The organism is Arthrobacter sp. P1_B3 (genome assembly GCF_056406615.1).
Window position 1 is genome coordinate 39,942 of sequence record NZ_JBFTZV010000011.1, and the last position, 20,784, is coordinate 60,725.

The window sequence follows — 20,784 nt, forward strand, 5'->3', positions numbered from 1 at the left end:
GCATTTGGCAGCGTGTTTGGGGGCCGGTGTTTGGGGCCAGTGCGGGACGGGTCCTAGCCCGCTGACGGTTTGGCGGACAGGGCCGGCAGCACATGGTCCGTCAGCAGCGGGGCGAGGTCGCCAGGCAGCTCGGCGGCCAGGTCCAGCCAGCGGATCTCGGCGATTTCCGCCGACGGCCGGGCGCTCCACACCCCCGGAGCCGTGAAGACGGTGGCCTCAATCTGGGTGGCTGCCTCGTTGGCGGCATCCGCCAGCCAGCAGCCCAGCAGGTCCAGCCGGTCCGGGGCCAGCACGATCCCCACCTCTTCCTGGAGCTCACGCGCCGCTGCCTGGGCCGCCGTTTCGCCGGGCTCGGGTTTGCCGCCCGGATGCATGAACTTGTCGGTGCCCCGTTTCCGGACGGTCAGGAGGCGTCCGGAGCGATCGAAGACGCAGACGGCTGAGACGATAATGCGCGGGTTCACTCAGCCCGCCTTGCGTCCGGAGCGGCGTAAGGTGCTACGTCGCCTGCTGCGTCGGGTGCTTCGTCTGGTTCTGCTTCCAGCCGGTGCAGGACGGACTCCAGCAACTGGTCTTTGGCGGGCCCGGTGACGTCCCAGCGGTAGCCGCATTCGTCCGGCCCGAGAAACCTGTACGTCACGCGGTAGGTGTCAGGGTCGCACCAGTGCACGTCCTGGTTGGCCTCCCCGGCAAAGCCCATGCGGTGGAACGGGCGGCCGTCCGGGAAGTACACGTCCAAAACATCGGGCGTGTCCGCCGGCTGCAACAGATATTCCCGGCTCGCCGGCCCGGTGAACGGCGCGCCGCCCACGGACGCCCAGCGTGCGGTGCCTTCTTCACGCCACAACAGGCCGCCGTCGTCGTTGGCCGTGAAGCGTACGACGCCGGTGAAGGTTCCGCTGGTCCCGGTGCTGCGGTCCAGCAGGGTGCGGTCGACGGACCAGGAGCCGCGCAGGTAGGCGCGGAGGTCAAAGTCCGGACCCGTGTCCGGGGTTTCGTCCGGGGCAGGAATGTTCAAGTGCCCTCGATTGGAATCGAACCAACGACACCGGCTTTAGGAGAGCCGTGCTCTATCCACTGAGCTACGAGGGCGGGCATCCGCGTGCGGGCGGCCAGGGGGCCGGTCCGGTCGGACACGGATATAAGCATACAAGGTGAGCGCGCGTACTACGCTCTTGGCATGACTGCAGGAACCACCGAGCTTTCCGCCGGAGCCCTCTACTACCCGGACGTGGCCGCGACCCGGTTTTACGTCGGGGCCCTGGCGAAGCTGAGCGTGCTGCAGTATTTCGTGGCGGAGGCGGCTGTGATCGGCGCCTGGGCGGGAGCGGAACAATACAGCCGCCGCACCGGCTACATCAGCGACCTCGGTGCTTTGGAGTGCGGGGATTTCGACGGCCGGGACGTCTGCTCGCCGGCGCATCTGCTGATGAACGCCTCCTTTGTGGTCCAAGGCCTTGGCATGGTGGTCGGTGCGCTCCTGCTCGGCTCTGCGCTTCTGTGCTGTGCCGCGCGGCCCGGCGTGCCCCTCAGGCGCGGCCGGATGCCGGGCCGGATGACTGCCCGGGCGCACGGCCGGGCGGGCTGGGGCGCGGGAGCGCTGGCAGCAGGCGCCGCACGGTTGCTGACCGGCACCGCCGGGGCCGGAACGGTCATCGTGGGGCTGGTGCCTGAAGACACGGGATCAGCCTGGCACGTGGCCGGCGCCCTGATGTACTTCGCGGCCGGTGCCCTGGCGCTCCTGGTCCTCGGTTGGCTTTGGCTGCGGCAGACGCCGCTCGGGTGGTTCATTCTTGCCTGCGGCGCCGTGTCCCTGGCGGCGCTCATTGCGGGCGGCCTGACGGGCATGCACGTGCCTGAACCCGGCGCCCTGGAGCGACTCATGGGCTACCCCATAACGCTTGGCATCGCCGCGGCCGGACTGGTCATCGCCCAGCGGGTCCAGCACGAACGCACAGTGCGCAAGCTGGCCCGGGCCCAGGCCCGCTGAGGCATTTCCTGTGTGTCTGATGACTGGCAACCGTCTGAGCTTGCATTATCATGAGGGCACTCACCGGAACATTCCGGTGCGGGCGTGCGGGATTTGCCGTCGGCGCACGCCAGTATGCCGACTTTGCAGTCTTATGGGGACGAATGCCAGAGCAGCTTGTCTTGCCGCGCTTGGATGCGGAGAGCGTGACAACCGAACAGAAGGTTGCGGTCCGGCCCCTGCAATGGGGGGCCGAGGGGCGTTCCGTGTATGTCAGTTCCCGGCCCAAGAAAGTGAAGGAGCACCCCGTGATTGCCAAGACAACCGAGGAAGTCGACGGGGAAACGATTCCTTACCACGGCGACCGACGGCTGAACCGTGACCTCCGGGGCTCCACCGGCCGCCGCCGTCGAATTGCGGTGCGATGACGCTCGAGGCCCTGGCCGGGCCCGAGGGGCGGCTGCCGGACGGACAGCTGCCGGACGGACAGCTGCCGGACAAGGCAGCCGGTGCCGCAGCCGGCGCTGGCCTGGGAGTGGCGGCTGTGGCCGCGCCCCGGGCGATCGACGGGGCCTTCGCGGACCGTGATGTGGACGGTGGTGTTGACGGCGCCGCGGCCCGTGCCATTGGCGTACGGATGATCGACGGCGGAATCATCGAGGTCCTGCTGCCCGCCAACGAGGAGATCGAGGGTCCGGAGGCGCGCATCGCCGGTGACACCGTCCGTACGCTCGCCGCGGGACGGCGGATGCCGGTGCTCCTGGTGATCACCGGCGTCGTCGGTGTCAGTATTGAGGCGCGGCAGGTCTACAGCGGTTCCATAGCGGCGACAGCGTTCGCCCTGGTGGGCGAGAGCCCCGTGGACCGGGTTATTGCCCACTATCTCCTGCGGTCCAGAAGCGAGACGATCCCCGCGCAGTTCTTCACCTCAGAATCCGCGGCCGTCGAATGGTTAAGGCAGTACACCCGTGAAGAATGAGGCGCCGGACCCCAGGCTGCATGCCCTCGTAGAAGGCATCGTGCGGATCGCCGGAGGCGATCTGAGCACCAGGATCCCGCATTCCGGAGCCCGCGACGACGTCGCCGCCGTCATTGCCGGAATCAACCTGATGGCCGATGACCTGCAGACCATATACCAGGAGCTGGAGGAGCGGGTCGAAAGCCGTACGGCCATGCTGCGAGCGGCGCAGGTGGAACTCGAACGCATGGCGCTCACCGACCCCCTGACCCAACTGGCCAACCGGACGGCACTGAACTCGGCCCTGAGCCATGCCCTGGCGGAGTCCTCGCGCGGCGAGATGCCCCCGGCACTGCTGATTCTCGATCTCGATTCCTTCAAAGGCATCAACGACACGCTCGGGCACAGCGCCGGCGACGACGTGCTGCGGGTCATCGCACGCCGGCTCCAGGACGCCGTCCGCGAAACGGATACTGTGGCGCGCCTCGGCGGCGACGAATTCGCCGTCATGCTGCCGAAGTCAAATCTGGTCAGGGCACGCAGGGTGGCGAACAGGATCCTCACGGCGCTCAGCGAGAGCCTCGCCGTCGGGGACCTGAAAATCACGTGCGGAACGAGCATCGGCCTGCGGATCGCGGAACCTGGCCAGTCCGTGGACGACCTGGTCATGGAGGCCGACACCGCCATGTACGCGGCCAAGGCCCAGCCGCACGGCAGCATCAAAGTGTTCGAACCGGCCCTGCTGTACGCCCGCCGGTTGCAGAGCGTCATGGTCACGGAAATGCGCGAAGCGATCCGGCAGGACCAGCTGACCCTGCACTACCAGCCGGTGGTGGACCTCGCCTCGGGCCGAATCGAGGGCGTCGAGGCGCTGGTCCGGTGGAATCACCCGGAGCGTGGTCTCCTCATGCCGGACCAGTTCATTCCCCTGGCCGAGGAAACCGGCATGATTGTGGACCTGGGCCACTGGGTACTGCGCAATTCCGTGCGTCAATTGCGCAAATGGCAGCAGGATCTGCAGGTGGACAGCGCGTTCAACGTCCGCGTCAACATTTCCACCACCGAACTTCAGAATCTCGAACTGATCGAACACGTGCGCGACATCCTCAGGGAAACCGGCGTCGACGCATCAAACCTGATCGTGGAGCTGACGGAGTCTATGGCCGTCAACGGCGGGGACGTCGACCAGTATTCGCTCAACGGCCTGCGGCGCCTCGGCGTGCAGCTTGAAATCGATGACTTCGGGACCGGCTATTCCTCCATTAGCTACCTGCGCAAGCTGCCGGTGAACGTGGTCAAGATCGATCGAAGCCTGATCAGCGGCCTCGGTGCCGACGAGCAACAGCGGGACTTTGTGGCCGCGGTGCTGCACCTCATCCACGCCTGCGGCCTCAAAGCGTTGGCCGAGGGCATCGAGACGGCGGAGCAAGCCGATGTGCTCCGGGAGATGGGCTGCGGCAGCGGCCAGGGCTACTATTTCGGCCGGCCGGCACCGGCGGAGGAGATTATGGCGCTGATCAACCGGGGTAAATTCGGTTCTTAGCGCCGGTCTTGATGGTTATTTTCGGAAGTTAAGCAGCGGCGGGTGCCGGAATCACTTCCAGCACCCGCCGCCTGTCAAAGCAGTCTCCGTTACTTCTTGATGGAGTCCGGCCACCAACCGATAGCGGCGACGGAGCTCTGGCCGGAGGTGTCGGCTGCAGCAGAAATCGCTGCGGAGGCGGACATGCCCGCGGCTGCCAGCGCACCGGCGACGAGGAGTGTTGCGAGGGTCTTCTTCATAAGGACTCCTGATACGTAAGAGGCTGATGTGACGCGTGTGACTTGTGGTGCAGATTTAGTATAGGGCCAAACGACACGCCGTTGGGTAACGATTCGTTCCGCTGCGAGCGGATTCGTGATATTCGCGCGAAGCTGCGGAAGTCCTGAGTCAATACTGCGCAGGTCTTGCTTGCGCGGTTTGTTCGTTTCCGCTCCCGCGGCAACGGATAATTGGGACATGCAACAAAGCTCCGTTTCACCCTCGTACGCCGCTGCAGAGCTGCAGGCGCGCGAGTTCCGGTCCAGCCACGACTTCCGCGAGGCCGCGAATGCCGCGCAGGCGGCGGCAGACATTGCCAGTGCCGAAGGTGATTCGTCTTCGTGGTGGCACATGACGTTGTTCCGGGCCGAGAGCCTCATTGCCGCCGGAGAAATTGAAGCTTGCGCGGAACTTGCCGCCACATTGATTGCTGAACCCCGGGACGGGAACCTGCAGCTCCAGGCCCAGGTACATATCCTCCTGGCCCTGACCCGCCGGGGCATGGGTCTGCTCGAAGAGGCCGCCGACGAGGCCAGGATCGCTGCGGACCTCATGGACGACGAGGACGACGTAGAAATCGCGGTCAAGGCCCGGCAGGCCCTCATTGCGGCTCTCGCCGACAGCGGGAGGCTTGACGAAGCGTGGGCGGAAAGCCTCGTCATGGCCGACATCATTTCGGGCGAAGTTGATGACCAAATCGTAGGTAAGGCGTACTGGGTCATTGGAAACGTCGCATTCCTTTGCAGCAAAGTCGCCGAGGGGCTCCACTATCACGAGCTCGCCGCTGCCACCTTTTCACCGGCCCGAAACCTCACTGTCTGGGCAAAATTCAACAAGGCGTCCGCGGCCATGCGGCTCGCAGCCGATGTTGCGGACGCGGACACCCTGCGCTGCATCGAACGCGCTGAGCTGGCCACCGACGTCATTGGCGGCACTGAGGAAGATCACGTACTGCTCAAACTAAACCGCGGACACTGGAATTTCCTTGCCGGGGACCAAAAAGCGGCGGTCGACACCCTCGAGAGCATCTTCCCGGTCCCCGAGAAAACATCACCGCAAATTCTGGGCGAGGTATTTCTGTTGCTGGGCCGGTCCCACGCCGCCTTGGGAAACCGGGCCGAGGCCCGGAAGTACTTGATGGAAGCCGCCGACCACTTTGAGAAATCAGGAGCCCCGCAACGTGCGGAGCAGGCCCTTGAATTCCTGAACGACGTGCCCTGACCCTGCGCTGAGGTGGACATGCCCTCCGCTGGACGTGAGCACTGGACATAATGGCAAGGTGTCCACCGGCCGGGCTTAAGGCTGGGCATGTCCCGCGCCCGAGGTCAGGTGCAAGGGAAGACTCCAGCCGCCGCGGCTACGGCTGGGCATGTCCCGCGGCAGGGGAAGCAGCGGAGGCCTTGCGGCCGAGGAAGACGGCCGCACCGCCGGCGACGAGGCTCAGCGCCAGGAGTACCCAGCCGGCCACGGTCAGCATGGACGCCAGTGCCACCTGACCACCGTCGAGGTTTCCGGCCGACATCATTGCATCGATCACTGTGTTGCCCCACAGCCTGACCGCCGCAAAGAGCAGCGGCAGCGACCACAGCGCCCAGCGCAGGGATTTCCGGGCCACGTTGGTTCCGATCAGCAGCAGCCAGGTGAAGCCAAAGATCAGCGGGAAGAGCATCCCGGCCGTTTTGTGGACGTAGCTCAGCTGGCCCACGGCGTCGGCGTCCATGGCCGCGCGCAATTGCTCCACGAACCCCTGGTCAAATCCGCCGATCAACGAGTCCGGCATTGCCAGGCCGTCCGACAATTGCGTGAGCTGGTTGAGGGTGAGGAGGTGCAGATACCAGAACAGGAAGAGGCTGGCCACGACGCCGGCGATCACGATCAGATTGCTGTTGCTCTGTGCCTTCTGCGGTGTCCGGTTGGTGGTGGGATTGATCACCGGCGGGAGATGGTGCTGGGGGACCGCCGCGTTAGCGCCGTGCTTTTTGATCCGCTGCGCGGGTGTCTTGGCCATGGCTCCATTATCGCCCGTCCTGCACAGCCTCCCGCGCCGGCTGTTCAGTGCCAGCGGGCGCCGATAGTCTGGAACGCGTGACCGAACTAGGAAAACACCGGCTTGGCCGGCACAGCACCGCAGATCTCGACCCGTCACTGGACGACTACCAACTGGCCGAGGCCCTGGTCCGCGAGGCCGGCACGCTGGCGCTGTTGATGCGGCAGGCGGGGCTTGAGGGCAGGCAGAAGACGTCGGTCTCGGACGTGGTCACCGCGGCCGACCACGCCGCCGAGTCCTACGTGCTGGAACAGCTTCGGCGCTGCCGGCCCAATGACTCTGTTTTGGGCGAAGAGGGCGCCTCCGTGACGGGCAGCAGCGGCCGGACCTGGGTCATTGATCCCGTCGACGGGACATTCAACTTCCTGCACGGATCCACGTACTGGTGCTCGGCCATTGCCCTGAAGGATTCCTCCGGTGCAGGGCTCGGCGCCATCTTCCAGCCGGAGGAGGACAAACTCTGGCTGGGCGGGACGTCCCGGCCGGCCACGCTCAACGGCGAAAAACTGATCACATTCCTCCCCAGCGCGTCCGGCGGCACGGGGCGTTCTGACACCCCGGTGTCTGAACTCGGCGCGGCAACGTACATCCACCCGACGTGGCTTGCCGATCCAATGTGTGCCATGCCCTGGCACGCAGCCGCGACGTCGGCGGCCGCACTTCGGATGTTCGGGTCCGGCTCCTGCGACCTCGGCCGGGTGGCGGACGGGCAGCTCGGCTGCTGGTTCCAGCACAGTTGCCCTGAATGGGACTGGCTGCCCGGGAAGGCCATCGTAGAAGCGGCGGGCGGGGCGACCGACGTCGTGCGCGTTAACGGACTGAACTGGTTCATCGCGGGAGGTACGACGGCGGTGCGGCAGTTGCGTGCCGCGCTCAGCTCCGGCGCCGTCGGCTAGGCTTCCCGCCGGCAGGACCTGGCCGGAGGACATGCCCGTGCCGCGGTGCGGAGTCCGGGGGACATGCTCAGTCTTCGCGACCAGGACTGGGCATAGGGGGATTATGTCCACTGGGCACGGGCGGCGGAGGGCATGCTCGTTCCGCGATGGTGTATCCGTGGGGCATGCCCATTCTTCGCTGCCAGGACTGGGCTCAAGGGGATTATGTCCACTGGGCACGGGCGGCGGAGGTCATACTCGCTCCGCCGTGCCGTGTCCGTGGGGCATGCTCATTCTTCGCGGTTAGGACTGGGTATAGGGGGATTATGTCCACTGGGCACGGGCGGCGGAGGGCATGCTCGTTCCGCGGTGGTGTGTCCGGAGGGCATGCCCACAGTGCCGTGTCCGTGGGGCATGCTCATTCTTCGCGGTAAGGGCTGGGCATAAGGGGATTATGTCCACCGGGCGGGGGCAGGGGAGGGCATGTCCCGAGGGGCGGACGCCGCTGTCAGTGGCACCGCCTAGACTTGTTAACACCATGGATATGTTGTTTGACCCTTACGCCGACGGACCCTTCCAAGCTGCCTCCAGGACGGCGGCAGCCACAAAATCGTCCCTCGGAACGGGCGCGGCAGCGGTGGGTTCCGCTCCCGGCTGGGGCCCAAACAGCGCCGAGGGCGGCCACGAGAGGGACCGGGACGCCCCGCGGCTCCCGAACGCCGGCGAACTTCTGGAAGGGCTGAACCCCCAGCAGGAGGAAGCGGTCAAGCACGCCGGCAGTGCCCTGCTGATTGTGGCCGGTGCGGGCTCGGGCAAGACGCGCGTGCTCAGCAACCGCATCGCCTACCTGATCGCGACCCGGCGGGCGCACCACGGCGAGATCCTGGCCATCACCTTCACCAACAAGGCCGCGGCCGAAATGCGGGAACGGATCGAGGCGCTGGTCGGCGGCCGGGCCAAGACCATGTGGATCTCCACCTTCCACTCCTCCTGTGTCCGGATCCTGCGCCGCGAGGCCAAGAACGTCGGGCTCAACTCCAACTTCTCGATCTACGACTCCGCGGACTCGCTGCGCCTGATCACGCTGGTCGCCAAGAACCTGGACCTCGACCCTAAGCGCTTCGCGCCCAAGGCCATCCAGCACAAGATTTCCGCGCTCAAGAACGAGCTGATCGACGCCGACAGCTACTCCTCCAGCGCCAACTACAACGATCCCTTCGAGCAGGCCGTCGCCGAGGTCTTCAAGGGATACACCCAGCGCCTGCGCCAGGCCAACGCGATGGACTTCGATGACCTGATTGCCGAGACCGTCTACATGTTCCGGGCCTTCCCGGCGCTCGCCGACTCCTACCGGCGCCGCTTCCGGCACGTCCTCGTGGACGAATACCAGGACACCAACCACGCCCAGTACGCCCTGGTGCGCGAGATCGTCGGCGAGGGCCCCGACGCCGCCGAGCTCACGGTCGTCGGCGATTCAGACCAGTCCATCTACGCCTTCCGCGGCGCGGACATCCGCAACATCGTGGAGTTCGAGAAGGACTACCCGGACGCCCGCACCATCAAGCTCGAGCAGAACTACCGCTCCACCCAGACCATCCTCAGCGCCGCCAACTCGGTGATCTCCCGCAACCCCAACCGGCCGGAGAAACGGCTCTGGACGGCTGAGGGCGACGGCGAAAAGATCGTCGGCTACGTCGGCGAGAACGAACACGACGAGGCCCAGTTCATCGCGAAGGAAATCGACCGGCTCCAGGACGAGGGCAACCTGCGCCCCGGCGACGTCGCCATTTTCTACCGCACCAACGCCCAGTCCCGCTCGATCGAGGACGTCCTTGTCAGGGTGGGCCTGCCCTACAAGGTGGTCGGCGGCACCCGCTTCTACGAGCGCAAGGAGATCAAGGACGCCCTCGCCTACCTGCGGGTTCTGGTCAACCCGGACGACGACGTCAACCTCCGCCGCATCCTCAACGAACCCAAGCGCGGGATCGGCGACCGCGCCGAGGGTGCCGTGGCGGCCCTGGCCGAGCGTGAGCGCACCTCCTTCATGGCCGCCGCGCGGCGCGCCGAGGAGGCCCCCGGCATGGCGACCCGTTCGGTCAACGCCGTGCTGGGCTTCGTGAAGCTCCTCGACGACCTCGCCGAGGTGGCCTCCGGCTCCGGCGCGGCCGCGGCGCTGGAAGCCGTGCTGGAACAGACCGGCTACCTCGCCGGGCTGCGCTCCAGCACCGACCCGCAGGACGAATCACGGGTGGAAAACCTCGCCGAGCTGGTCGCCGTCGTCCGCGAATATGAACGCGACAACCCCGAAGGCTCCCTCGGAGCCTTCCTGGAGCAGGTCTCCCTCGTGGCCGACGCCGACCAGATCCCGGACGCCCCCGGCGGTGACGCCGAAGACCTGGCGGCCGCCGTCGCCGAAGCCAAGCGGCTCGGAGTCGTCACCCTGATGACCCTGCACACCGCCAAGGGCCTGGAATTCCCGGTCGTGTTCCTGACCGGCATGGAGCACGGGCTGTTCCCGCACCAGCGCTCCGCCACGGATCCCAAGGAACTGGCCGAGGAACGCCGGCTGGCCTACGTGGGCCTGACCCGGGCCCGGAAACGGCTGTACCTGACCCGCTCCGAGGTGCGCAGCATGTGGGGCCAGAGCCAGTACAACCCCGCGAGCCAGTTCATCGAGGAGATCCCGGCCGAGCTCGTCGAATGGAAGCGGGAAGGCGCCAGCCGCCAGAGCGGAGGATGGGGTAGCGGTGCCGGGATCGGTTCCAGCCGCTACGGCGGATCGTTCTGGGGCGCCGGGACCGCCCGCGGCGCCGGTGCCAGCCCGTCCGCGGGCTTCAACGCCGATGTTCCCGCCGCGGTGGCCAAGAACCGGGTCCAGCCGCAGAAGGAAGTCGTCGCCGTCAGCGTGGGGGACAAGGTCAACCACACCAGTTTCGGCAACGGCACCGTCCTGGCGGTGGAGGGCGCCGGGGACAAGACGGTCGCCAAGGTGAAGTTCGACGTCGGCGAGAAGCGGCTGCTGCTGCGTTACGCACCGCTGACCAAGCTGGACGCCTAGCTGAACGCGCAGCTGGACGCCTAGCTGGACGCGCACGGCGGAGCCGGGAGGCCAGTCCGCGCCGGCACCGGAAGCCGGTTCTGGCCGCCGACGCCCTCTTCCCGCCGAGGTTACGAACGCGCATCTGCCACGGCCGCGCAGGCCTTCGGCACGCCGTCGGACACCCCAAAAACCCCGTATTCTAGCGGTTTTTCTACGCTCCATAGAATAGTGTCCTTACTCACATAACCGGTACTCTGGAACGGGCTGGTCCGATCGAAGGACTAGAGTTCCCAAAGGAGCATTGCGCCGTGTGGCTCGTTTCCAAGCTTGTCGCAGGGTGCGTTTATTCCGCAGCCCGGTAACCGCGAGTACGTGGGGTCCGGCTGTACAGAAACTACTTCGACGTAGAAGGACACTAAACCGTGGACCTGTTTGAATATCAGGCGCGCGATATGTTCGAGGCGCACGGTGTACCCGTGCTTGCTGGCATCGTGGCGCACACCCCTGAAGAAGCAAAGGCAGCTGCCGAGAAAATCGGCGGCGTAACTGTCGTAAAGGCGCAGGTCAAGGCCGGAGGCCGCGGCAAGGCCGGCGGCGTCAAGGTCGCGAAGACCGCTGACGAAGCGTTTGAACACTCCACCAACATCCTCGGGATGGACATCAAGGGCCACACCGTTCACCGCGTGATGATCGCCCAGGGCGCAGACATCGCTGAGGAATACTACTTCTCCGTCCTTCTGGATCGGGCCAACCGCAACTACCTGGCCATGTGCTCGGTTGAAGGCGGCATGGAAATCGAGCAGCTCGCCGTTGAGCGCCCCGAAGCCTTGGCCAAGATCTCGATCGACCCGGCCGTAGGCATCGACCAGGCCAAGGCCGACGAAATCGTCGCCGCCGCAGGCTTCGCTGAGGAACTGCGCGGCAAGGTCGCCAGCGTAATCCTGAAGCTCTGGGACGTTTTCAAGAAGGAAGACGCCACCCTCGTGGAGGTCAACCCGCTGGTCCTGACCGGTGCTGGTGACATCGTTGCCCTCGACGGCAAGGTCTCCCTCGACGAGAACGCCGACTTCCGCCACCCCAAGCACGCTCACCTTGAAGACAAGGACGCTGCTGACCCCCTCGAGGCCAAGGCCAAGGCGCAGGACCTCAACTACGTCAAGCTGGACGGCGAAGTCGGCATCATCGGTAACGGTGCCGGCCTGGTCATGTCCACCCTCGACGTCGTTGCCTACGCCGGCGAGAACCACGGCAACGTCAAGCCCGCCAACTTCCTGGACATCGGCGGTGGAGCTTCTGCCGAGGTCATGGCAGCAGGCCTCGACGTCATCCTGGGCGACCCGCAAGTCAAGTCCGTCTTCGTCAACGTCTTCGGCGGCATCACCGCCTGTGACGCCGTCGCCAAGGGCATCGTCGGTGCACTGGCCGAGCTGGGCCACTCCGCGAACAAGCCGCTGGTAGTCCGCCTCGACGGCAACAACGTTGAGGAAGGCCGCCGCATCCTGGCCGAGGCCAGCCACCCGCTGGTTACTCTGGCCGCCACCATGGACGAGGGCGCCGACAAGGCTGCCGAGCTCGCCAACGCAGCGAAGTAGAGGGACTCGACTATGTCTATTTATCTGAACAAGGACTCCAAGGTCATCGTCCAGGGCATCACTGGCGGCGAAGGCACCAAGCACACCGCCCTGATGCTCAAGGCCGGCACCAACGTTGTTGGCGGCGTCAACGCCCGTAAGGCCGGCACCACGGTCCTGCACGGCGACACCGAGATCACCGTTTTCGGCACCGTCAAGGAAGCCATGGCGGAGACCGGCGCTGACGTTTCCATCGTCTTCGTGCCGCCGGCATTCACCAAGGACGCTGTCGTGGAAGCCATCGAGGCCGGCATCGGCCTCGTCGTGGTCATCACCGAAGGCGTGCCGGTCCAGGACTCCGCCGAGTTCTGGGCGCTGGCCCAGTCCAAGGTCGACGCCAACGGCAAGCAGGTCACCCGCATCATCGGACCGAACTGCCCCGGCATCATCACCCCGGGTGAGGCGCTCGTCGGCATCACCCCGGCGAACATCACGGGCAAGGGCCCCATCGGCCTCGTCTCCAAGTCGGGCACCCTGACCTACCAGATGATGTACGAACTGCGCGACCTCGGCTTCTCCACCGCCATCGGCATCGGCGGCGACCCGGTCATCGGCACCACCCACATCGACGCCCTCGAAGCGTTCGAGGCCGACCCGGAGACCAAGGCGATCGTCATGATCGGCGAAATCGGTGGCGACGCCGAAGAGCGTGCCGCGGACTACATCAAGGCACACGTCACGAAGCCGGTTGTTGGCTACGTGGCCGGCTTCACCGCTCCGGAAGGCAAGACCATGGGCCACGCAGGCGCCATCGTTTCGGGTTCCGCGGGCACCGCCCAGGCCAAGAAGGAAGCCCTCGAGGCTGCCGGCGTCAAGGTCGGCAAGACGCCGTCCGAGACCGCCAAGCTCCTGCGCGAGGTCTTCGCGACCCTCTAGGTCCGAAGCACCACAGCACCACAGCAACGCGGGGTCACTTGCGGTTCATTCCACTCGGTGGGATGGGCAGCGAAGTGACCCCGCGTTGCCTCTTTAAGTACTACGGCTTTAAGTACGACGGCGGCAGGCCACCTTCCCGGCGAAGGCGCCTGCCGCCGTCGAACTTTTTGAGTCTTTGGGTCCAGCCCCTGCGGTCCTAGACCTTTGCCCCAGTGAGGAGTTCTTCAAGCCGTTCGTAGCCTTCGGACATGCCGCCCTCCATCCCGGACTGCGCCATGCCATCGCGCGCCTCCATGCTGGGGTAGACCGCGCGGGCGCTGAGCCGCGAACGGCCACCGCCGAGGTCCTCGAAAGTCAGGAACTCAATGCTCACCACATCTGGGTAGCCGTCGAACTCGAAGGTCTGGACGGCGAAGTCGTTCTCGCGGACGGTGTGGAAGACGCCGCTGAAAACATACGCGCTGCCGTCCGGCGCGGTGTGGGTGTAGCGGTAGCCGCCGCCTGTCCTGAAGTCGTAATGGCTAACGCTCATGGTCATCTGCCGCGGCCCGAGCCACTGGGCAACGAGCTCGGGGTCCTTGTGTGCCCGGAAGACCTCGGCCACGGGAAAGTCGAACTCGCGCTCGAAGTCAATGAAGGGCAGCCCCTCGGGGATGGTCAGTTTCAGTGCGTTGCTCATGATGCATCCTTTGCCTGTGTGCCGCCTCGGGCGGCGCGATTTTCAAGCACGGCGTCAAGGCTGCGGAACTGCCGCTCGCGGACCAGCCGGTACTGATCGATCCACGCGGTGAGCGCTTCCAGCCGTGCGGGGTTCAGGTGCACAGGCCGGCGCTGGGCGTCACGGGTGCGCGTGACAAGCTGCGCCTGCTCGAGGACCTGGATGTGTTTCGAGACCGCCTGCTTGGTGATCGCGAAGGGCTCCGCCAGTTCATTGACGGTGGCCGGACCCCGGCTGAGCCGGGCAATGATGCGGCGTCGGACCGGATCGGCGAGGGCCAGGAACGCCGCGTCGAGCTCGCCGTCGTCGCTGGAATCCACTTGGTGTCCCCACCTCCTCGGTGTCTGCCGAATAGGGCGGTAATCAACATAGGGCGGTAATCAACGAATTCATTGATCAACCTTTAGGTTGTTAACGCTACGCCCGGCTTCACCTCTGCGCAATACCCAATGCGGGGATCCTTAGCTCCTGTCCAGGCTGGTGGAACGGGCGCTGCGTGACCCGCGTGGCTGTGTGCTGCTCCGGAATCCTTGCGCAGCTCCGAATTACTTTGTTAGTATGTCAGGACAAACTACCGAAGGAGATGCGAGTGCCTCTCGTGCGAATCGACGTCAACCAGGGCCGCACTGCGGAGCAGCTTCGCGGCCTCAGCCAGGGAATCCATGCCGCCATCGTGGCCGAATTTGGCATTCCGGAGCGGGACTACTTCCACGTGCTGACGGAACACCCCGCCGGGCAGATTGTCGCCCAGGATGCCGGGCTCGGCTTCGAGCGGACGCCGGATGTGGTGATGATCCAGATATTCACCCAGGCCGGGCGCAGCCAGCCAACCAAGCAGTCCCTGTATGCCGCCATTGCGGACAGGCTGGCCGCTGTGGGGGTCGCCGGCGAGGACGTATTCATCGGATATGTCGAGAACACCGCGGGCGACTGGTCGTTCGGCTTCGGGCAGGCCCAGTATGTCACCGGCGAACTTGGAGTCCCCGGCAGGTAGCCGCAGGGCGCTTCCCCGGCCGCAATGACACCGGCGCGACGGAGCAATTCCAGCCCTCTGTGTCATGTTGTAAATATGTCAGTACAAACCTTTGACAGTACATGGATTCTAAGGCAAAGTAGTGGTTGTGGCCCGGCTCACGCCGGCCCCTAATCACCGAAGCTCCGGCTGCGCAAAGGTACCGAGTTCACACCAGAAAGGTCCACGATCACCGTGACCCACGAACTGCTCACGATCGGGCGCATCAGTGTTGATATCTACCCGAACGACATCGGGGTGGATCTGGAGGATGTCATGTCCTTCGGAAAGTACCTTGGCGGATCCCCGTCCAACGTGGCGGTCGCCGCTGCCCGCCATGGCCGCCGCACCGCCGTCATCACCCGCACCGGCGACGACGCCTTCGGCAAATACCTGCACCGCGAACTGCACAAGTTCAACGTGGACGACTCCTTCGTCACGGCGGTCAAGGAATGGCCCACCGCGGTCACGTTCTGCGCAATCAAGCCGCCGGAAGACTTCCCGCTCTACTTCTACGGACGCGTTCCCACGGCGCCGGACCTGCAGATCAAGGCCGAGGAGCTGGACCTGGACGCCATCAGGGACACCGGAATCTTCTGGTCCACTGTCACCGGCCTCTGCCAGGAGCCCAGCCGGACCGCCCATCTCACGGCCCACGAGGCGCGGCCCCGCACCGGTTTGAAGCCCGGACAGTTCACCATCCTGGACCTCGATTACCGCCCGATGTTCTGGGCCTCCGAGGAAGAAGCCCGGGAGCAGGTCGCCAAGATTCTGCCGCACGTCACAGTCGCGATCGGCAACGACAAGGAATGCGCCGTCGCCGTCGGCGAGGGCACCCCGGACGAACAGGCGGACCGCCTGCTCGCCGCCGGCGTCGAAATCGCCGTCGTGAAGCTGGGCCCGGAAGGGGTCATGGCCAAGACCCGCACCGAGCGCGTGGTTTCCGCCCCCGTGCCGGTGGAAACCGTCAACGGCCTGGGAGCCGGGGACTCCTTCGGCGGGGCCTTCTGCCACGGGCTCCTCTCCGGCTGGCCGCTCGCCCAGGTGCTCGACTTCGCCAACGCCGCCGGCGCCCTCGTCGCCTCCCGCCTGTCCTGCGCCGACGCGATGCCGACGCCCGAGGAAGTCACCGGCCTGCTCGCCGAACGCGGCCGCCTCGTGCCGGGCACCTACGCCACCGAAGGAGCAATACTGTGAGTGTCCACACCGCCTCCGCCGCCCTCGCGGTGAACGATGATCCCCGCCGCTACGAGCACCTGAGCATCATCCGGCTCGAAGACCCGGAAGCGATTGCGCGCGCCGCCAAGGCACGCCGCCGCCACCCCGGCGTCAGGGCCCATCGGCAGAACTTCATCGTCGCGGCCGACCACCCCGCCCGCGGGGCCCTCGCGGTCGGCAATGATCCCGTGGCCATGGCCGACCGCCGCCAACTCCTGGACCGCCTGCAGATTGCCCTGGCCAACCCGGACGTGGACGGTGTCCTGGCCTCGCCGGACATCATGGACGATCTGCTCCTGCTCGGCGCGCTCGAAGGCAAGCTGCTCTTCGGCTCGATGAACCGCGGCGGCCTCTCAGGCCTGGTGAACGAATTCGATGACCGCTTTACCGGCCACACCGCGGCCGCGCTCCAGGCCCTGGGCGCCGACGGCGGCAAGATGCTCACCCGCATCTGCCTCGGCGATCCGGACACGGTAGCCACCCTCGAAGCGACCGCGAGGGCGATCGACTCCCTCGCAGAGCGCAAGCTGATCGCCATGGTGGAGCCGTTCCTCTCCGTCCGCGAGAACGGCAAGGTCCGCAATGACCTCTCCACCAACGCCGTCATCAAGTCAGTCGCCATCGCCGAAGGCCTCGGCGCGAGCAGCGCCTACACCTGGATGAAGCTCCCCGTGGTGGCCGAGATGGAACGCGTCATGGCGTCCACCACCATGCCCACCGTGCTCCTGGGCGGAGACCCGGAGGGCAGCCAGGACGACGTGTTCTCCAGCTGGCAGGCCGCCCTCGCCTTGCCCGGCGTCCAGGGCCTGACCGTGGGCCGGACGCTGCTCTACCCGCAGGACGGTGACGTCGCCGGAGCCGTGGCAACCGCTGCCTCGCTGCTGCACCACACCGAATCCACGCGCACGAAGCCAGGCCACACCGAATCCACCCGCACCGAAGAAGTATCGGAGTAACTTCCCATGGGAATCAGCACTGCACCAGGAACACGCAGGATGACGGTCGCCCAGGCCGTCGTCGAATACCTGTCCAAGCAGTACACCGTCGATTCGGTCGGCGGCCAGGACTTCCGGGAACGCCTGATTCCGGGCACGTTCGGCATCTTTGGCCACGGCAACGTTGCCGGCGTCGGCCAGGCCCTCAAGCAGTACCAGCAGCTCGATCCGACGATCATGCCTTACTACCAGGGCCGCAACGAACAGGCCCAGTCCCACCAGGCCGTCGGCTTCGCCCGCCACACCCGGCGCCGCCAGACCTTCGCGATCAGCACCTCGATCGGCCCGGGTTCCTCGAACCTGCTCACCGGCGCGGCGCTGGCCACCACCAACCGGCTGCCCGTCCTGCTGCTGCCGAGTGACACGTTCGCCACCCGCGCCGCAGACCCCGTGCTGCAACAGCTCGAACAGCCCTACGCCTACGACATCACCGTCAACGATGCCTTCCGTCCGCTGTCCAAGTTCTTTGACCGCGTCTCCCGGCCCGAGCAGCTGTTCTCCGCGTTCCACCACGGCCTCCGCGTCCTCACCGACCCGGCCGAGACCGGCGCGGTCACGATCTCGCTGCCCCAGGACGTCCAGGCCGAGGCCTTCGACGTGCCCGAGGAGTTCCTGGCCGAACGCGAATGGCGGATCCGCCGTCCGGACGCCGACGACGAGGACATCCGCCGCGCCGCCGAGGCCATCCGTGCCGCCAAACGCCCGCTGATCATCGCCGGCGGCGGGGTGCTCTACGCCTACGCCAACGAGGAACTCGCCAGGTTGGCCGAGCTGACCGGCATCCCGGTGGGCAACACCCAGGCCGGCGTCGGCGTCCTGCCCTGGGACCACAAGTTCTCCCTCGGCGCGATCGGCTCCACCGGCACGACGGCGGCGAACGCCATCGCCGCCGAAGCGGACCTGATCATCGGCATCGGCACCCGGTACGAGGACTTCACCACCGCGTCCCGGACGGCGTTCCAGAACCCGGACGTTAAGTTCATCAACATCAACGTCGCCGCGATCGACGCCTACAAGCACGGCACCTCGCTGCCGATCGTGGCGGACGCCCGCAAGGCCTTGGTGAAGCTGAACCAGGCCCTCGGCGGCTACCGGATCGGCGCGGACCTCGAGCAGCAGATCGCGAACGAGAAGAAGCGCTGGGACGCCACCGTGGACGAGGCTTTCGACACCCGCTTCACGCCCCTGCCGGCGCAGAACGAGATCATCGGCGCCACCAACCGCGCCATGGACGCCCAGGACGTCGTCATCTGCGCCGCCGGTTCCCTGCCCGGTGACCTGCACAAGATGTGGCGCGTCCGGGACCCGTTCGGCTACCACGTCGAATACGCCTACTCCTGCATGGGCTACGAGATCCCGGGCGGCCTCGGCGTCAAGCGCGCAACCCTGGCCGAGGCCGCGAAGGGCGGGGCGCAGCGCGACGTCGTCGTGATGGTGGGGGACGGTTCCTACCTGATGATGCACACCGAACTCGTCACCGCCGTCGCCGAGCGGATCAAGCTGATCGTGGTCCTGATCCAGAACCACGGCTACGCCTCGATCGGCTCGCTCTCCGAGTCCCTCGGCTCCCAGCGCTTCGGCACCCAGTACCGCGCCCTGGACGAGGAGCAGCACAGCTTCGACGACGGCGACCGGCTCCCGGTGGACCTGGCCCTGAACGCCGAAAGCCTCGGCGTGAAGGTGATCCGGATCGAACCGGGGGAGAAGGTCATCGCGGAGCTCGAACAGGCCATCCGCGACGCCAAGGCCGCCCCCGAACGCGGCGGCCCGATCGTCATCCACGTCGAATCCGACCCGCTGCTGGATGCGCCCAGCTCCGAGTCCTGGTGGGACGTTCCGGTCTCCCAGGTCTCCGAGCTCGACTCCACGAAACAGGCCTTCCAGACCTACACCGACCACAAGAGCCGCCAGCGCAAGCTGCTCGGCTGATCCCCCCTCGAACTTCAACCACTCAAGGAAGAGTCCCATGACTACCACCACGCACCAGAGCACCACTGACCAGAGCACCAAAACCATCCACCACTTCATCAACGGCGCCGAAACCGCAGGCGTGGGCACCCGCACCCAGCCCGTCTACAACCCCGCCACCGGCGCCATCTCCGCAGAGTTGCGGCTGGCCAACCGTGAAGATCTCGACGCCACCGTCGCCGCGGCCCGCAAAGCTGCCGATTCCTGGGGCGACATCTCCCTGGCCAAGCGCACCGCCGTGCTGTTCAAGTTCCGCGAACTCGTCGCAGCCCACGTGGACGAGCTCGCCGAACTGATCACCGCCGAGCACGGCAAGGTCCTCTCCGATGCCAAGGGCGAGATTGGCCGCGGCCTCGAGGTCATCGAATTCGCCTGCGGCATCCCGCAGCTGCTCAAGGGCGACTACTCGGACCAGGTCTCCACCGGCATTGACGTCTTCTCCTTCCGCGAGCCCCTCGGCGTCGTCGCCGGCATCACCCCGTTCAACTTCCCGGTCATGGTCCCGCTGTGGATGGCCCCGATGGCGATCGCCACCGGCAACGCCTTCATCCTCAAGCCCTCCGAGCGCGACCCCTCCGCCTCCATGCTGCTCGCCAAGCTGTGGAAGGACGCGGGCCTGCCCGACGGCGTCTTCCAGGTCCTGCACGGCGACAAGGAAACGGTCGACGGCCTGCTGACCCACCCGGACGTGGACGGCATCTCCTTCGTCGGCTCCACCCCGATCGCCCGGTACGTCCACGAGACCGCCACCGCCCACGGCAAGCGGGTCCAGGCCCTGGGCGGGGCGAAGAACCACGCGATCATCCTGCCCGACGCCGACCTCGACAATGCCGCCGACCACCTCGCCGCCGCGGCCTTCGGCTCCGCCGGCGAGCGCTGCATGGCCATCTCGGTCGCCGTCGCCGTCGGTGAAGCAGCCGACCTGCTGGTCAAGAAGGTCGAAGAGCGTGCCCTGGCCGTCAAGGTCAACAACGGCACCGCGCCGGGCGCGGACATGGGACCGGTCATCACGCCGGCGTCCAAGGAACGGATCGTGAAGATCGTCACCGAAGCCGAAACGGCCGGCGCCGCCATGGTGGTGGACGGCCGCGACCTCGTGGTCCCCGGCCACGAAGACGGCTTCTGGGTCGGCCCCACCGTCCTGGACCACGTCAAGACCGAAATGACCGCCTACACCGAGGAAATCTTCGGACCCGTCCTCGTGGTGGTCCGCGTGGAGGACCTCGACGCCGGCATCGCCCTGATCAACGCCAACCCCTACGGCAACGGCACCGCGATCTTCACCTCCTCCGGCGCCGCGGCGCGGAAGTTCCAGCGCTCCGTCACCGTGGGCATGATCGGCATCAACGTCCCGCTGCCCGTGCCCGTGGCATACCACTCCTTCGGCGGCTGGAAGGCCTCGCTCTTCGGCGACAAGCACATCTACGGCCCCGAGGGCGTGTCCTTCTACACCCGCGGCAAGGTGGTCACCTCCCGGTGGCCCGAACCCACCCACGCCTCCGGCGCCTCCTACAACTTCCCCTCCAACTGACTCCCCACCGCCACCCTGGCCTCGCAAGTCCCCACCGGCTCCCAGCCTTCGCAAGCTCAGGCAGGGGCCCTCGCCGGTGGGGCCCCACGGCCAGGGAACCGCTGGCGGCGTGGGCCCACCCAACAACCACGATCGACTGCTCCGT

The 20,784-nt window shown here is 66.4% G+C and carries 19 protein-coding genes and 1 tRNA gene; 13 read left to right on the forward strand and 7 right to left on the reverse strand.

Annotation, left to right across the window (positions count from 1 at the left end):
- Positions 1-53 precede the first annotated feature (53 nt).
- From AC1D2F_RS13380 to AC1D2F_RS13390, 3 genes are all read right to left on the reverse strand, one after another.
- A complete protein-coding gene (locus AC1D2F_RS13380; RefSeq protein ID WP_229993796.1) occupies positions 54-464 on the reverse strand; it encodes an NUDIX hydrolase in 411 nt (136 codons plus the stop codon).
- On the reverse strand, positions 461-1,018 hold the full coding sequence (locus AC1D2F_RS13385) for a DUF6314 family protein (RefSeq protein WP_476966915.1): 558 nt from the start codon (positions 1,016-1,018) through the stop codon (positions 461-463). The genes AC1D2F_RS13380 and AC1D2F_RS13385 overlap by 4 nt, the downstream gene beginning before the upstream one ends.
- 1 nt (position 1,019) lies before the next feature.
- A tRNA-Arg gene (locus tag AC1D2F_RS13390) sits at positions 1,020-1,092 on the reverse strand.
- Between the two features lie 88 nt (positions 1,093-1,180).
- Between AC1D2F_RS13390 and AC1D2F_RS13395 the strand changes: the two genes are divergently transcribed.
- The 3 genes from AC1D2F_RS13395 to AC1D2F_RS13405 all read left to right on the forward strand — a co-directional run bounded on the left by AC1D2F_RS13395 (position 1,181) and on the right by AC1D2F_RS13405 (position 4,470).
- Positions 1,181-1,990, forward strand: coding sequence for a DUF998 domain-containing protein (locus AC1D2F_RS13395; protein ID WP_476966916.1), 810 nt, complete (start codon positions 1,181-1,183; stop codon positions 1,988-1,990).
- Between the two features lie 403 nt (positions 1,991-2,393).
- Positions 2,394-2,948, forward strand: a complete 555-nt coding sequence (locus tag AC1D2F_RS13400) for a DUF7793 family protein (protein WP_364747589.1) — start codon at positions 2,394-2,396, stop codon at positions 2,946-2,948.
- Positions 2,938-4,470 (forward strand): putative bifunctional diguanylate cyclase/phosphodiesterase, encoded by a 1,533-nt coding sequence (locus AC1D2F_RS13405; protein ID WP_476966917.1) that lies wholly within the window; start codon positions 2,938-2,940, stop codon positions 4,468-4,470. The genes AC1D2F_RS13400 and AC1D2F_RS13405 overlap by 11 nt, the downstream gene beginning before the upstream one ends.
- 89 nt (positions 4,471-4,559) lie before the next feature.
- On the opposite strand, the gene AC1D2F_RS13410 is transcribed toward AC1D2F_RS13405, so the two are convergent.
- Positions 4,560-4,709, reverse strand: coding sequence for a hypothetical protein (locus tag AC1D2F_RS13410; RefSeq protein ID WP_229993791.1), 150 nt, complete (start codon positions 4,707-4,709; stop codon positions 4,560-4,562).
- A 217-nt stretch (positions 4,710-4,926) separates the two neighbouring features.
- Here AC1D2F_RS13410 and AC1D2F_RS13415 point away from each other — a divergent pair, with 217 nt between their 5' ends.
- Positions 4,927-5,949 carry a tetratricopeptide repeat protein gene (locus AC1D2F_RS13415; protein WP_229993790.1) on the forward strand — a complete coding sequence of 341 codons (1,023 nt, stop codon included), beginning with the start codon at positions 4,927-4,929 and terminating at the stop codon, positions 5,947-5,949.
- A 136-nt stretch (positions 5,950-6,085) separates the two neighbouring features.
- Here AC1D2F_RS13415 and AC1D2F_RS13420 read toward each other — a convergent pair whose 3' ends face one another.
- Positions 6,086-6,736, reverse strand: coding sequence for a hypothetical protein (locus tag AC1D2F_RS13420; protein WP_476966918.1), 651 nt, complete (start codon positions 6,734-6,736; stop codon positions 6,086-6,088).
- Positions 6,737-6,813: 77 nt separating this feature from the next.
- Between AC1D2F_RS13420 and AC1D2F_RS13425 the strand changes: the two genes are divergently transcribed.
- The 4 genes from AC1D2F_RS13425 to sucD all read left to right on the forward strand — a co-directional run bounded on the left by AC1D2F_RS13425 (position 6,814) and on the right by sucD (position 13,197).
- The gene (locus tag AC1D2F_RS13425) at positions 6,814-7,671 is read left to right on the forward strand and encodes an inositol monophosphatase family protein (protein ID WP_476966919.1); all 858 of its coding nucleotides are present in this window, start codon (positions 6,814-6,816) and stop codon (positions 7,669-7,671) included.
- 523 nt (positions 7,672-8,194) lie between these two features.
- Positions 8,195-10,708 carry a DNA helicase PcrA gene (gene pcrA / locus AC1D2F_RS13430; protein ID WP_414645543.1) on the forward strand — a complete coding sequence of 838 codons (2,514 nt, stop codon included), beginning with the start codon at positions 8,195-8,197 and terminating at the stop codon, positions 10,706-10,708.
- A 404-nt stretch (positions 10,709-11,112) separates the two neighbouring features.
- The gene (gene sucC, locus AC1D2F_RS13435) at positions 11,113-12,282 is read left to right on the forward strand and encodes an ADP-forming succinate--CoA ligase subunit beta (RefSeq protein WP_476966920.1); all 1,170 of its coding nucleotides are present in this window, start codon (positions 11,113-11,115) and stop codon (positions 12,280-12,282) included.
- A gap of 12 nt (positions 12,283-12,294) precedes the next feature.
- Positions 12,295-13,197, forward strand: coding sequence for a succinate--CoA ligase subunit alpha (gene sucD, locus AC1D2F_RS13440; protein ID WP_018776033.1), 903 nt, complete (start codon positions 12,295-12,297; stop codon positions 13,195-13,197).
- A gap of 196 nt (positions 13,198-13,393) precedes the next feature.
- On the opposite strand, the gene AC1D2F_RS13445 is transcribed toward sucD, so the two are convergent.
- Together AC1D2F_RS13445 and AC1D2F_RS13450 are read right to left on the reverse strand one after the other, a co-directional pair.
- A complete protein-coding gene (locus tag AC1D2F_RS13445; protein ID WP_476966921.1) occupies positions 13,394-13,876 on the reverse strand; it encodes an SRPBCC family protein in 483 nt (160 codons plus the stop codon).
- A complete protein-coding gene (locus tag AC1D2F_RS13450) occupies positions 13,873-14,235 on the reverse strand; it encodes an ArsR/SmtB family transcription factor (RefSeq protein ID WP_476966922.1) in 363 nt (120 codons plus the stop codon). The genes AC1D2F_RS13445 and AC1D2F_RS13450 overlap by 4 nt, the downstream gene beginning before the upstream one ends.
- 269 nt (positions 14,236-14,504) lie before the next feature.
- Between AC1D2F_RS13450 and AC1D2F_RS13455 the strand changes: the two genes are divergently transcribed.
- The 5 genes from AC1D2F_RS13455 to AC1D2F_RS13475 all read left to right on the forward strand — a co-directional run bounded on the left by AC1D2F_RS13455 (position 14,505) and on the right by AC1D2F_RS13475 (position 20,639).
- Complete coding sequence (locus tag AC1D2F_RS13455; protein WP_364747598.1) at positions 14,505-14,909, forward strand: tautomerase family protein; 405 nt, start codon at positions 14,505-14,507, stop codon at positions 14,907-14,909.
- A 213-nt stretch (positions 14,910-15,122) separates the two neighbouring features.
- Positions 15,123-16,124 (forward strand): 5-dehydro-2-deoxygluconokinase, encoded by a 1,002-nt coding sequence (iolC, locus tag AC1D2F_RS13460; protein WP_476966923.1) that lies wholly within the window; start codon positions 15,123-15,125, stop codon positions 16,122-16,124.
- Positions 16,121-17,101 carry a Cgl0159 family (beta/alpha)8-fold protein gene (locus AC1D2F_RS13465; RefSeq protein ID WP_364747600.1) on the forward strand — a complete coding sequence of 327 codons (981 nt, stop codon included), beginning with the start codon at positions 16,121-16,123 and terminating at the stop codon, positions 17,099-17,101. Before iolC ends, AC1D2F_RS13465 begins: the two co-directional genes overlap by 4 nt.
- Before the next feature lie 39 nt (positions 17,102-17,140).
- Positions 17,141-19,069: a 3D-(3,5/4)-trihydroxycyclohexane-1,2-dione acylhydrolase (decyclizing) gene (iolD, locus tag AC1D2F_RS13470; RefSeq protein WP_476966924.1), complete on the forward strand. Its 1,929-nt coding sequence runs from the start codon at positions 17,141-17,143 to the stop codon at positions 19,067-19,069.
- Positions 19,070-19,106: 37 nt separating this feature from the next.
- Complete coding sequence (locus tag AC1D2F_RS13475) at positions 19,107-20,639, forward strand: CoA-acylating methylmalonate-semialdehyde dehydrogenase (RefSeq protein ID WP_476966925.1); 1,533 nt, start codon at positions 19,107-19,109, stop codon at positions 20,637-20,639.
- Positions 20,640-20,784 lie beyond the last annotated feature (145 nt).